13 protein-coding genes are annotated in these 13709 nt (G+C 37.4%); all 13 read left to right on the top strand.

The window, feature by feature from the left end; translation table 11 throughout:
- The first annotated feature begins 52 nt into the window (after positions 1-52).
- Positions 53-1174, top strand: coding sequence for an MraY family glycosyltransferase (locus NRIC_RS09050; RefSeq protein ID WP_146622380.1), 1122 nt, complete (start codon positions 53-55; stop codon positions 1172-1174).
- 15 nt (positions 1175-1189) lie between these two features.
- Entirely contained in the window at positions 1190-1987 is a 798-nt protein-coding gene (locus tag NRIC_RS09045) for a glycosyltransferase family protein (RefSeq protein WP_146622379.1), read from the top strand.
- Positions 1988-1997: 10 nt separating this feature from the next.
- On the top strand, positions 1998-2741 hold the full coding sequence (locus tag NRIC_RS09040) for a glycosyltransferase family 2 protein (protein WP_146622378.1): 744 nt from the start codon (positions 1998-2000) through the stop codon (positions 2739-2741).
- A 72-nt stretch (positions 2742-2813) separates the two neighbouring features.
- On the top strand, positions 2814-3686 hold the full coding sequence (gene rfbA, locus NRIC_RS09035; protein WP_146622377.1) for a glucose-1-phosphate thymidylyltransferase RfbA: 873 nt from the start codon (positions 2814-2816) through the stop codon (positions 3684-3686).
- Positions 3686-4267 carry a dTDP-4-dehydrorhamnose 3,5-epimerase gene (gene rfbC, locus NRIC_RS09030; RefSeq protein ID WP_146622376.1) on the top strand — a complete coding sequence of 194 codons (582 nt, stop codon included), beginning with the start codon at positions 3686-3688 and terminating at the stop codon, positions 4265-4267. Before rfbA ends, rfbC begins: the two co-directional genes overlap by 1 nt.
- 36 nt (positions 4268-4303) lie before the next feature.
- Positions 4304-5332 carry a dTDP-glucose 4,6-dehydratase gene (gene rfbB / locus NRIC_RS09025; protein WP_146622375.1) on the top strand — a complete coding sequence of 343 codons (1029 nt, stop codon included), beginning with the start codon at positions 4304-4306 and terminating at the stop codon, positions 5330-5332.
- 69 nt (positions 5333-5401) lie between these two features.
- A complete protein-coding gene (gene rfbD / locus NRIC_RS09020) occupies positions 5402-6247 on the top strand; it encodes a dTDP-4-dehydrorhamnose reductase (protein WP_146622374.1) in 846 nt (281 codons plus the stop codon).
- A 21-nt stretch (positions 6248-6268) separates the two neighbouring features.
- Positions 6269-7075: a glycosyltransferase gene (locus NRIC_RS09015; RefSeq protein WP_146622373.1), complete on the top strand. Its 807-nt coding sequence runs from the start codon at positions 6269-6271 to the stop codon at positions 7073-7075.
- A gap of 22 nt (positions 7076-7097) precedes the next feature.
- On the top strand, positions 7098-8240 hold the full coding sequence (locus NRIC_RS09010) for an EpaQ family protein (protein ID WP_146622372.1): 1143 nt from the start codon (positions 7098-7100) through the stop codon (positions 8238-8240).
- A gap of 75 nt (positions 8241-8315) precedes the next feature.
- Complete coding sequence (locus tag NRIC_RS09005) at positions 8316-9860, top strand: glycosyltransferase-like membrane protein (RefSeq protein WP_146622371.1); 1545 nt, start codon at positions 8316-8318, stop codon at positions 9858-9860.
- A gap of 42 nt (positions 9861-9902) precedes the next feature.
- A complete protein-coding gene (locus tag NRIC_RS09000) occupies positions 9903-11447 on the top strand; it encodes a glucosyltransferase domain-containing protein (RefSeq protein WP_175580047.1) in 1545 nt (514 codons plus the stop codon).
- 241 nt (positions 11448-11688) lie between these two features.
- Complete coding sequence (locus tag NRIC_RS08995; RefSeq protein WP_146622369.1) at positions 11689-12486, top strand: ABC transporter permease; 798 nt, start codon at positions 11689-11691, stop codon at positions 12484-12486.
- A 3-nt stretch (positions 12487-12489) separates the two neighbouring features.
- A complete protein-coding gene (locus tag NRIC_RS08990; RefSeq protein ID WP_146622496.1) occupies positions 12490-13692 on the top strand; it encodes an ABC transporter ATP-binding protein in 1203 nt (400 codons plus the stop codon).
- The last annotated feature ends 17 nt before the right edge of the window (positions 13693-13709 follow it).

Raw genomic sequence — 13709 nt, 5'->3', positions numbered from 1 at the left:
ATGATTTCTCAATTCGATATAATATTTTTGAGAAAAGGGGCAGGTGGCACACGTGTTAATCTCATTGGGATTGATTATTAGGTATTTTTTAACAATTGTATTGGCGTTGATTTTAACGCCAATTTTTAAAATTATTTCCGTTCAGACAGGGTTAGTAGACAAACCCAATGCACGACGAATCAATGAGGTTCCGATGCCCAGTGCAGGTGGATTGCCAATTTTTATCACGTTTGCGATCTCTTCTTTGTTTCTTTTCAGGCACGTGATTCCTCAAAGCTACATACTGCCGATTTTAGCTGGTGGCTGTGTGATTGTGGTCACCGGTGTGTTGGATGATAAGTTTGAGTTGAATCCAAGACAGAAAAGTTTAGGAATACTGATTGCGGCGTTGATCATTTATTTTTTTGCTGACAATGTTCGTTTCGATGTCCTTACACTGCCTGTAGTGGGATTGATTCATTTAGGGTGGTGGAGCTTGCCGGCCACTATTTTTTGGATTTTTGGCATTACTAATGCAGTGAATTTAATTGATGGACTGGATGGCTTGGCCTCTGGAGTTTCGATCATTGGCTTAACGACGATCGGTGTCATCGGTTATTTTTTCTTGCATTCTTCGACAACGTACATTTCATTAGCTATTTTTTGTTTGGTAACCAGCATTATGGGTTTTTTTCCTTATAACTTTCATCCTGCGAAAATCTACTTAGGCGATACGGGTGCTTTGTTTTTGGGCTTTATGATTGCCGTTCTTTCATTGCAAGGATTGAAGAACGTTACTTTTATCACGCTGGTCACACCTTTGATCATTCTAGGTGTTCCAGTGACAGATACTTTTTTTGCGATGGTTCGCAGAAAGTCCAAAAATATGCCGATTTCCGCAGCAGATAAACAGCATCTCCATCATCGGCTGCTAAATTTGGGATTTACACATCGCGGCGCCGTCCTAACGATTTACGCAATTGCGGTTTTATTTTCTTTTACAGCACTCTTGATCAATTACACGAGTCGGATCGGGACCGTTGTCTTAGTTCTTACGATGGGCTTTGCCTTGACTTTCTTGTTGGAACTAATTGGATTAATCAGTGAAAAATACAAGTTTATTACGAAGACTTTCCGCTTTTTTGGGAATAGAGAGTATCGTGGACAAGTATTGAAGAAATATTTTAAGAAATGAGAGCTTATCACTTTTATGGAAAAACAAGCAAAAGAAGTAACGATTAGTATCGTCACTCATAACAGCGAAAAAATTTTTTTGAGCTTGGATGCACTGATCAAATCACTTGGCGAAACATCAACAGTAAGCATCCGGATTTTCGACAATGCTTCAGAAAAGGACTACCAGGATAAGCTCAGGTATTATTTGAATTTTCCATTTATCCAGATTACTTTTTTTGAAGAAAATAAAGGCTTTGGTTTTGGGCATAATTATAACTTGCTACCAAAACCGACACCGTATGCCATTATTTTTAATCCTGATATTATTTTAGAGCAGAATCTCATAATGGGTTTGGTTGGGTTGTTAAAAGAGCATCCGGATTGTGCGCTTTTAGCGCCTAAAATCCTAAATGAAGACGGAACGACACAATATTTGATCCGTAACAAATTGGATGTTTTTGACTATATATTACGATTCATACCATTCAAACCAGTCAAGCGGCTGTTTAAAAAGAGATTATCCCAGTTTGAATGTCGAGGGTTGTCTGATACCAAAGACAGCTATGTGCGGATGATTTCAGGTAGTTTCATGGTGGTTGACTTGGCGAGGTTCTCTGAAGTTGACGGCTTCGATGAACGATTCTTCATGTATTTTGAGGATAATGACCTCTGTCGAAAAATTGAAGCGGCTGGATATAAAGCTTTGTACACTCCTCGTTACGAGGTTGTCCATTTATACGAGCGTGGGGCAGTGAAAAGCAAGAAGCTTTTTCTGATTTTTCTGCAGTCCATGGCGAAATACTTCAATAAGTGGGGCTGGCAGTTTTTTTAGGAGGGATTGAATGGAAAGGCAGAGATCGTTGTCTGTATCGATTTGTATGGCGACGTATAACGGGGCCGCTTTTATCGAAGAACAATTAAATAGTATCCTTCCTCAATTGAATAATGAAGATGAGTTAGTTGTTTCAGATGATGCTTCTACGGACGGTACGTGGGAGTTGTTGAAAAACCGACAGATGCAAGACCAACGGATCAAACTGTACCGCAACCAAGGAAAAGGGGTCATCAGCAATTTTGAAAATGCCATGAGACATTGTCAAAATGCTGTGATTTTTTTTAGTGATCAGGACGATGTTTGGAAAGAGAATAAAATAGACGTGATGATTCACTATTTTGAAAAAAATCCTGAGGCAACCGTAGTAGTGTCAGATCTGATCATTGTTGATAATGATTTTAAGATTCTGATTTCTTCATACCAAGAGATGCGAAAAACTAAAACTGGTTTTTGGCAAAATTTGTTGCGCAGCAGCTATATTGGTGCTGGAATGGCTTTTCGCAGCGATCTTAAGAAATTAATTTTGCCAATTCCTGATGACGTGCCGATGCATGATATGTGGATCGGTCTTTTAGCCGATGAAAACAAAGGTGTCATGTTCATTCCTGAAAAACTGGTCTATTATCGTCGACACGGGTTGAATGCTACGGAGATCAATACAACGGCATCGTTTATGCAACAGGTAAAATGGCGTTGGAATGCTTGGCGATTGGTTCGACGAAGACTAAAGGAAGTTCAAAAAAAATCTTAATTTCATTCTCTCTTGGAACCCTATCATGTATAATAAAAACCGTATGTATTGTAAAAGTGAGGAGCGTAAATGATGAAGGGAATTATTTTAGCAGGAGGCAGCGGTACTCGCCTCTACCCATTAACAAAAGCAACATCAAAACAACTGATGCCTGTTTATGATAAACCAATGATTTATTATCCAATGTCAACATTGATGCTGGCTGGAATCAAAGAAATTTTGATTATTTCAACTCCGCAGGACACTCCGCGATTTGAGGATTTGTTCGGAGACGGCAGTGATTTGGGTATTCATATCGAATATGCAGTTCAAGAGAGTCCGGACGGCTTGGCGCAAGCTTTTATCATCGGTGAGGAATTCATTGGTGAAGATAGTGTCTGCTTAGTGTTGGGAGATAACATTTACTACGGGGATGGTTTATCTAGAATGCTGCAGCGTGCAGCTGGTAAAACAGAAGGAGCGACTGTTTTCGGGTATCACGTCAATGATCCGGAACGATTTGGTGTCGTTGAATTCAATGAAGCGATGCAGGCGGTATCAATCGAAGAAAAGCCAGAAGAGCCAAAGTCAAATTACGCAGTCACTGGCCTCTATTTTTATGACAATGATGTTGTGGAGATCGCGAAAAACATTCAGCCTTCTGAGCGCGGAGAACTTGAGATCACGGACGTGAATAAAGAGTATTTAACCCGCAACAAATTATCTGTAGAGGTGATGAGCCGAGGGTTTGCTTGGTTAGACACCGGGACGCATGAATCACTGCTGGAAGCTTCCACCTTTATTTCCACGATCGAGAAACGTCAAAATCTGAAGGTTGCTTGTCTAGAAGAGATTTCGTATCGGATGGGCTATATCACCAGGGAACAACTGAAAAAATTGGCACAGCCACTGAAAAAGAACCAATATGGACAATATTTATTACGCTTAGCAAAAGAGGAAATGTAATGGGCAAATTAGTGGTAAAAGAAACCAAATTGACAGATGTAAAGATTATCGAGGCGGCAGTGTTTGGAGATCATCGAGGATTCTTTACTGAAAGCTATTCACAAAAGGATTTCAAAGAGGCCGGCATCGATTTTGACTTTATTCAAGACAATCATTCACTTTCGACTCAACCAGGTGTTTTACGAGGATTGCATTTTCAAAAAGGGGATTCGGCCCAAACAAAATTGATCAGAGTAGTGACAGGAGCCGTTCTTGATGTGATCGTAGATATTCGCAAAGGAAGTCCTACTTACGGTCAATGGGAGGGGTATATCCTTTCTGACTCCAACCACCGTCAACTGTTAGTGCCGCGCGGGTATGCACATGGTTTTATGACCTTGACACCCAATGTGAACTTCATGTATAAATGCGATAATTACTATGATGCCCAAGCGGATGGCGGGATTGCGTTTGATGATCCGGATTTGGCGATTGAGTGGCCTATCGCGATCGATAAGGCTATTACTTCTGAGAAGGATCAAAAGCATCCGACTTTAAAAGAATTTGAAGCGGAAAATCCGTTCGTTTATGGAAAAAAATAAACAAAAATTAGTTGAGACGAACAAGGAGCAAAGTAGATGAAAAATATCATTGTGACTGGTGGAGCAGGCTTCATTGGGTCGAATTTCGTTCATTATGTAGTAAAATATCATCCAGAGGTTCATGTTACAGTGTTAGACAAATTGACCTATGCTGGAAATAAAGAGAATCTGGCAGGATTGCCGGAAGATCGTGTGGAGTTAGTTGTCGGCGACATCTCTGATGCCGAACTTGTAGAACGTTTGGTCAAAAAAACAGATGCGGTTGTTCATTATGCAGCGGAGTCTCATAACGACAATTCGTTGAAAGACCCGTTTCCATTTGTACAAACCAACATTATCGGGACGTATACATTGATTGAAGCTTGTCGCAAATACGATGTGCGTTACCATCATGTATCGACAGATGAAGTTTATGGTGATTTGCCATTAAGAGAGGATTTGCCGGGCCATGGAGAAGGAGACGGCGAGAAATTCACCGACAAAACACCTTATAATCCTTCAAGTCCATATTCTTCTACGAAGGCGGGGTCGGATTTATTGGTTAAGGCCTGGGTTCGGTCATTCGATTTGCAGGCAACGATCTCCAATTGTTCAAATAACTATGGACCCTACCAGCATATTGAGAAATTTATCCCGCGACAAATCACGAATGTGTTGAGCGGTATTCGTCCTAAGCTTTATGGAGATGGTAAAAATGTACGGGACTGGATCCACACAAATGACCATTCTTCTGCAGTCTGGGCAATCCTTACCAAAGGAAAGATCGGGGAAACTTATTTGATCGGTGCCGACGGGGAAGAAAACAATAAACGAGTGATGGAACTGATTTTGGAATTGATGGATCAGCCCAAGGATGCTTATGACCATGTAAATGATCGTCCAGGTCACGACTTGCGTTATGCGATTGATTCAACAAAATTGCGAGATGAGCTAGGTTGGACACCTGAATTTACGAACTTCCGAGATGGACTTGCGGACACCATCCGCTGGTACCAAGAGAATCGTGGGTGGTGGGAAGCTGAAAAACAAGCTGTTGAACAAAGCTATGCGAAAAATGGACAATAGATTTCAGGCAGGGTGACCTGCCTTTTTTTGGGAGAGCATTTCAAACTCAAGACTAAAGGAGAGAGTCGTATGATTTTGCTTACAGGCGGAAATGGACAATTAGGAACAGAGTTAAGAAATTTACTAGATGAAAAGAATATCGATTATGTGTCAACAGATGCTGACGTGCTGGACATCACAGATGCGGAAGGAACAATGGCCTATATTTCTGAGCTGAAACCAGAGTTGATCTATCATTGTGCAGCTTATACTGCTGTAGACAAGGCAGAAGATGAGGGAAAAGAACTCGATGAAAAAATCAACGTTGAAGGCACCAGAAATGTTGCTTTGGCAGCTAAGAGTGTAGGGGCTGTTTTGGTATATATCAGTACGGATTATGTTTTCGATGGGACCAAAAAAGAGGGAATGTACCAAGTGGATGACTCGACGAATCCTCAAAGTGAATACGGCCGTACAAAGTTGTTAGGTGAACAAGCTGTACAAGAAGTCATGGAAGATAAGTATTACATTATCCGAACTTCATGGGTTTTTGGGATATATGGACACAATTTTGTTTACACGATGCAGCGATTGGCAGAGACGCACAAACAGTTGACCGTGGTCAATGATCAATTTGGTCGTCCCACATGGACGAGAACTCTCGCAGAATTTATGACATTCGTCATTGAAAACGAAGCTCCTTTTGGAATTTATCATCTATCGAATGAAAACAGCTGTACTTGGTACGAGTTTGCAAAAGAAATTTTGAAAGATTCAGATGTAGAGGTATTGCCAGTCACCTCAGAAGAATATCCTCAAAAGGCAAAACGGCCACAGTATTCTGTGATGGATTTAAGCAAAACCAAGGCATTGGGGTTTGAGATTCCAACTTGGGAAGAAGCACTAGAGTCATTTTTAGCAATTGAGAAAAAATAATCGTTTTTGGGAGTGAGAAGCTTGTTTGATATTGTGATTGTTTTATACGGAATGACTTATAAAGAATCGCCGACGATCAGAAGTTTGAGTGAGCTTCTCGCGAAAGCTTCAATTCCCGAAATCAGCCGAATTTTGGTGTTCGATAATAGTGAAACGGCTGTTCCTTTGACTCAGTTGGATCATAGATTTGTTTACTATCATAGTGATGAGAATGTCGGGTTAGCGAAGGCCTATAATTTCGCTTGGAGAAGCATGAGTGCGCAATGGTTGATCACACTAGATCAGGATACAGTTTTAACCATAGAGTATTTTAGAGAGTTGAGCCAAGAAATTAAGAACATACCTGAAAATTGTGCAGCAGCAGCACCAGTGGTTTGTGACAGAGAGAAACAAATATCACCTGTTTTTTCAAATACTGTCAGACCATTACATGGAAATTTACCTCAAGCAGATACCTGCTACCGTGAGAATATTATGGTTATCAATTCTGGGTTGGCCGTGTCAAAGCGTTATCTCGATAGTATTGAAGGATACAACGAAGAATTTCCTCTAGACTATTTAGATCATTGGTTTTGTTGGCGAATGTTTGAAGAGAAGCAGAACCTTCAAATTTTAAAGGTGAAATTATTTCATCAACTTTCTGTATTGGATTTAAGTTCGTTAAATGAGAAGCGATACACAAGTATTATAAAAGCTGAAAAGAAATTTTATTTCACTTACGCACAGCATTTAAAGGGAAGATACCGTAAACAATTGCTCTTAAGATGTATAAAACAAATAATTACCGGTAAGTTTAATTTTGCTAGAATTACTTGGCAAGAATTTTGAGAAAAGGGTTAGGATGTACATAATGGAAAATATGGCAAATCGATTGCAGCGTATGTTATTAATGTTGCCGATTATTGGGTCGTATATGATATGGCTTTTTGGTATTGAAAATAGTTTTACTCTTTTTTTATTAGGGAATACTGGAACAATACTATTTATTTTACTGATTGCTCTAGTTGTTCTAAATTTTAAGAGGATACAAGTTGCTGATTGGATTTTGGTCGGCTTAGCGATCTTTTCAATTGTCTTTTTCACTATTAATCAGGATCTGCGAAACAGCGCCTCTATTGAAGGCAATCTCATTGTATCGGTGTTTCTTTTATTACTTGTTGGCTATCGGTTATATCCACTTGATGAAATTGACAGATTGATAATCTTAGGCATCGTTTCTTTTTTTCTGTGTGCGATTTCCGTTAGACTATTTGTCGAAATACCCAAAGTACTTACCTGGGAACAAATTTTACAAAATAGTAATTCTTTGTCTACACTATGGCTCAATGTCAATGCAATCGGTGGCGGAATATTGTTCGCTACTATGACTTCAACGATTATCTTGAAATCTTTAGAGAATGGAGTTGCCAATGTTTTCGTTGTACTATTTTATTTGCTCGGTTTAGCTGGAGCTTGGATATGCCAATCTAGAACTTCGTTAATTGTCCTGCTAGGTTTTATTATTGTAGATAATTTATTCGTTAAAAAATTTTTTGAAAGAAACCAAAAATGGATCATGTCGTTTATCTTATTTTTTTGCCTAGCACCATTTCTCATTTATTATCTAGCTGTAAATACATCGGTTGATTTATTTACTGGAAGAGAGAATATTTGGAAATATATCTTTGAAAAGTGGTTAAGTGATCCAGTTTATATTCAGCTGGGAATGGGGGATTACTTATATTCAGCTAAGAATCTAGGCCCTCATAATGGTTTTTTATACTTGCTATCTCATTATGGAATTATTGGGTATGTGTTCGTTTTTGTTCCACTATCCATCCAGATCATTAAATTTGTTAATACGCCTTATTATCTTACAAAATTACAGGTCAGTAGTTTATTTGGCCTTTTTATGGTTTTGATATATTCCATGATGGAAGAGAGCTTGTTTATTGGTGCTTGGGTACCAATAATGACCATTTTCTTATGGTTGGGCTTTGGCGAATATGACTAATTTTTTGCAATACGACAAAAGAAGTAGAGGCGTTATGACAAATCCTATCTCACTCTAAACGAACGGGGTAAAAAAATGAAAGCAAATAATAAAGTAGTATCAGTTTTATTTCAATTGATTGCCTATTTTTTTTCAGCGTTTACGCTATTAATGATTTACGGTTCAATTCGGTCAGTAAATTTTAACCTTTCAAATTTGACAAACGGTTTTTTCTTAGTCGTATTCCTTTTTGTAATAATGGCAATGTTTTTTCTTTTTAGCAAGAAAAATCAAAATTTAGCAATAGATAAGATTCTTTTAATTGGGATGTTCATAAGAAAACGTTTAGGATTGATAACAGCAATATTGTTTTTAATCGGAGTAGTTGTCCAGCTATTTATACTTAAAAATATCACTGTCCCCATTGGCTGGGATGTGGGTCGCATTTTTACCGGAGTGGTGGATTTTCCTGATTCACAGGAGTCAATTTCCGGGTATCTATCATTAAATCCTAACAATTCTTTTTACTTTTTTTTGATGTACACGATAAAAAAAATCGCTGATTCATTTGTTGTTGGGCCAGGAAGTAGCTGGCTCTACTGGCAAATCGGCAATACAATTTTGTTAGATGTTGGAATAATTTTATTTTTCATTGCTGTAAAGAGACTATTTGGTCGAAGGATTGCCTATATTTCCGGATACATAAGTGCGATTTCCCTGATGTTTTCTCCATGGATATTGGTTCCATATACGGATACGATCATGATACCGGTGATTAGTAGTATACTATTGCTTTATTCTTATCTTATAGGCAGCAAGAATAACTATTTAAAACTATGCATAACATTCTTCTTAGGTGTGGGAGTGATGTGTGCCTTTTTACTCAAACCTTCTTCTGTTATTTTTATAATTGCATTAGCGATAGTGTCTGTATTAAAAGGGATACTGGAGAAAAAACGCCCCAGTTTGATCCAGATAATCTTAATTTTAGTATTTATTTTAAGTGCGGGTTTAACTATGCAAGGCTTTACTTTCTTCAAAGACAATCAGAATATTGTCAATTACAATGAAGAAGCAGCCAAGCCATGGACTCACTTTGTCATGATGGGGCTTAAAGGGAGCGGAGGATATGATGAGGAAGATAGTATTGCTACGGATTCTCGTCCCACACAGGAAGAAAAAAAAGCATTTAATATCGAAACGATCAAATCGCGTTTACAAAATTATGGATTTTCAGGATATCTTAAATTTTTGTTTAATAAATTTTTCAGTAATACAGATCGCGGTGATTTTGCTTGGGGTGTAGATGGTACAGAAGAAATTCCGTTGAAAAAAGCCGAAAATAGAATTCAGGCCTATTTAAGAGATATTTATTATAGACAAGGTTCAAGAGTCAATAATCTGAAGTTTATTATGCAGTGTTTATGGGTACTGGTATTGATAGGCATGCTAATGGCATATGCAAAGGCACAAGAAAATAAATTAATTATTATTGCTATGCTGACAGTGATAGGTGCATTGCTCTATCTATTGCTTTTTGAAGGCGGCAGATCAAGATACTTAATTCAATTTTTACCATTCTTTTATTTGGTATCTGGTTTCGGATGGAATCAATTTTTTTCTGGGAAAAGCAAGGTCTGATTTCTAGCTTTGAATGCACAAATGATTTTTAAAGGAGGATTTATGAAGAGGAGAGAAAATGAAAAAAATCAAGCCGTCAATCAATTTTGGAATGGCGTAAAATTGAAAAGCATAAAAGAAATAAGAACGAAAGTAGCTTACTTCATTAAAAAGGAACAAAAAAAAGTGTTTCTTCTTTTTAGTGTCTATTTTGTACCGCTTTTTACCATTGGATTGATTGGATTCCCATATGTAGATGATGTTGATCGACAAATTAACGGCTATACTGGTTTTGGTACTACTTACTCTCGATGGGGAAGTGAAGTTGCTTCTTGGATCATTCAAGGTGGTAGGCATCAGGTGGATTTAGGGATTTTTATGTATGGATTGTCAAGTTTGATTTTGACAGTGTCAAGTTTGATCCTCGTTTATTGTCTTAATAATAGAAAATTGACCTGGTCAAGTATTCTGGTCTCTTCTTTTCTTGGGCTAAATCCTTGGTTCATGGAGTGTTTACTATTTCGATTTGATAATCCATACATGTCGTTAAGTATTCTTTTTTCAGTCCTACCATTTTTGTTTTATGAGAGAATAAAGATGTTCATTCCAATTTCGGTTATAGCGATTTTCCTCATGTGCAATTTTTATCAAAGTTCTTCAGGGATTTACATCATGATAGTAATAGCATTCGTATTTAAAAGCTTAGTATTAAATGCGAAAATTTTAGTTGTTTTTATTAAGACATTGGCTTCTGCAGGTTCTTATATTTTAGGCTTGATCTTATTTTATCTACAGTTAAAGCTCTTGCCTGGCGCCTTTGTTTCAGATGATAATTTATTTTTAGCGTCTGCAGCAAAAATTTACAGCAGTATCAATACGAATCTGGATTCTTACTTGGATATGTATCTTTCTAAGAGTCCAACTAGTTGGATGCTTTTAATCGGAATGCTTTTTCTTTCTTTTATAGTCGTAGTATTGACTCTACCAAATAATAACCTGCTAACTAAGGTATTTGCACTTATGATGTATTTTCTTACGGGAATCCCACTTAGCGCGGGAGTATTTATTGTTTTTGATTCACCATTATTAACGGTGACACCTAGGTATGGATACGGTCTCTCTGTTTTCTGTGTCATTACTGCTTTATTGTTGTTGAACTTGAGCCGAACACGAATGATGACTTTCTATTCTAACAAGATTGCATTGATTCTCTTTTTCTATTTTTTTTCTTTTCCCTTTGTCACTGCGACGTCTCTTGATGCTCAGAAGACATCGTTTGAACATCAAAGTACATTATTAGCAACCGACTTAAATTCTTTTGTAACTCCTGATCGAAAAATAGTACAAATGAACAAATTGTTTAGAAATGCGCCCTTACGATTAAATAACATGAAAAAATATCCGTTGATTGACAATTTGGTACCTAACAATTCTGCATTGACTTGGACAAACACTTTATGGTTTAAAAGTTTTTCTAATTTGGATATTGAAATACAACCTGTAGACTTTAATCAAATTAATACACAGGAACTTGAAATTCAGAAACAATCAAGTCTTTACAACATCTATACAACGGAGGAAGAGATTTTCGTAGAAATGACTTATTAATTTTTAAAGCAGGGACATTTAAGTAGGCAGCTCGAACTTTAATTGTTCGAGCTTTTTTGCATGAGGAAAAATTTTTGAAAAACTTAACTAAGTATAGGGAACTATTAAGTAGTTTCTGTCAAAACCAGACATTTGGTTGTATGGTCATCAGTTTTCGAGTATAATTTTTAAGATTGGGAAGGTAGTAACCTTAAATGAATTGAAATTTATTCTAGAAATTAATAACTAAGGAGCTAGTCGCATGTTCGAGAGAAAAAATCGAATTCTTTTACGAGAATTAGTAAAAACAGATTTTAAACTTCGCTATCAAGGTAGCGTAATTGGATATATATGGTCGGTGCTGAAACCTTTGATGTTGTTTGCTGTAATGTATGTAGTCTTTATCTATTTCTTGCGTTTTGGTCAAGACGTTCCTCATTTTGCAGTCGCTTTATTATTAGGGATGGTTCTCTGGAATTTTTTTACTGAAACTACTAATTTAGGTATGATGTCCATTGTATCTCGCGGAGACTTACTAAGAAAGTTGAGTTTCCCAACTCATATTATTGTCGTTGCTATTTCTATCAACGCACTAATCAATTTGTTGATTAGTTTTGTGATTGTATCGATTTTCGGATTGATCAATGGTGTGGAGATATCCTCTTTTGCATGGGTCGTTCCTTTTCTATTGGTTGAACTTTATGCTTTTTCTTTAGGTGTGGCTTTTGTCTTAGCAACTATTTATGTTCGATTCAGGGATATTGGCCCAATTTGGGAAGTGCTTTTGCAAATCGGTATGTACATGACCCCGTTGATTTATCCTGTGACGTTGGTGTTGGATAGAAGTGAATGGATCGCAAAGCTTTTACTATTGAATCCAATGGCACAAATCATTCAAGATATGCGCTATTTACTTACGAGTCCGGTAAATATTACGACTTGGCAATTGATCGAGCAAAAATGGGTCGTTGTCATTCCATATGTCATTCCTTTTATCGTCTTATTTGTTGGATTTAGATTATTTGATAAAAGTTCTAAGAAATTTGCGGAGATTATTTAGATGATGAATAAAGAGATTGCAGTAAAAGTTGAACAGGTTAAAAAATCATTTCGATTGCCTATCGAGAGCACTAGCAGCTTGAAGCGAACGATTGTTAACTACTTTAAAGGGATCAAGGGGTATCGTGAACAGAAGGTATTGAAGGGGATTTCCTTTGAAGTTAATAAAGGGGATTTCTTTGGCATTGTTGGGCGAAATGGCAGCGGAAAATCAACACTTTTAAAAATTATTTCTCAGATCTATGTTCCCGAAAACGGAACCGTTGAAATTGATGGGAAATTGGTTTCTTTTATTGAACTTGGAGTTGGGTTCAATCCTGAGCTGACGGGGCGTGAAAATGTCTATTTAAATGGAGCGATGTTAGGATTTTCCGAAAAAGAGATTGACAGTATGTATGACGACATCGTTGAGTTTGCGGAATTATCAGAATTCATGAATCAAAAACTTAAAAATTATTCTAGCGGTATGCAGGTTCGATTGGCTTTTTCTGTTGCTATTCAAGCAAAAAGCGATATTTTGGTTTTAGATGAAGTCCTCGCAGTAGGAGACGAAGCTTTCCAAAGAAAATGTAATGACTATTTTATGCAAGCACGGAAAGACAAAAAAACAATTATTCTAGTCACCCATTCAATGGAGGCTGTCAGAAAGTATTGCAATCGAGCAATGATGATCGATAAAGGCGAGATCAAAGTTATTGGAACTCCTGATGAAGTGGCTAATCAATACTCATTGGACAATGTTTACGGTCTGCCAACAAGTGAAGCGGCAGATGTTGAAAAAGAAATGCCTATCACGGATTTAAAGATTCGGTTGCTATCAAACACTCTGTTAAATCTGCCTGACCCTACCGTCGAATTTGAGGTTTCTTATCGGGTAATGAAGGATATGCATTCCTATATTGCCTTCTCATTAACAGATATTGACCGAAATGTTTGGCTTTATAATGATAATTCCTTCGATCAAATGACGAAGGGCGAAGGGAAAAAGATCTTTAGATATCGTTGTCAATTAAAAGGAATTAACCAATGCAAACTGAAGCTGGTGGTTTCGGTTCGTGGTGATTCGGAGGAACCTTTAGCTATAGCAGATGCAGATAATTCTCCAGTAATTATCCTTTCACCTAAAGCGGACATGTCTTTTAGTGAACGGGATTCCAGCACTGGAGTTTTAACACGAACTGGGGCTTGGGAAGTTATCTCTAAATAAGAAATTAAGAATCTCGG

The organism is Enterococcus florum (assembly GCF_004309355.1).
In the GTDB taxonomy this organism is placed as follows: domain Bacteria; phylum Bacillota; class Bacilli; order Lactobacillales; family Enterococcaceae; genus Enterococcus_A; species Enterococcus_A florum.
This window is presented reverse-complemented; position numbering and strand designations above follow the sequence as displayed.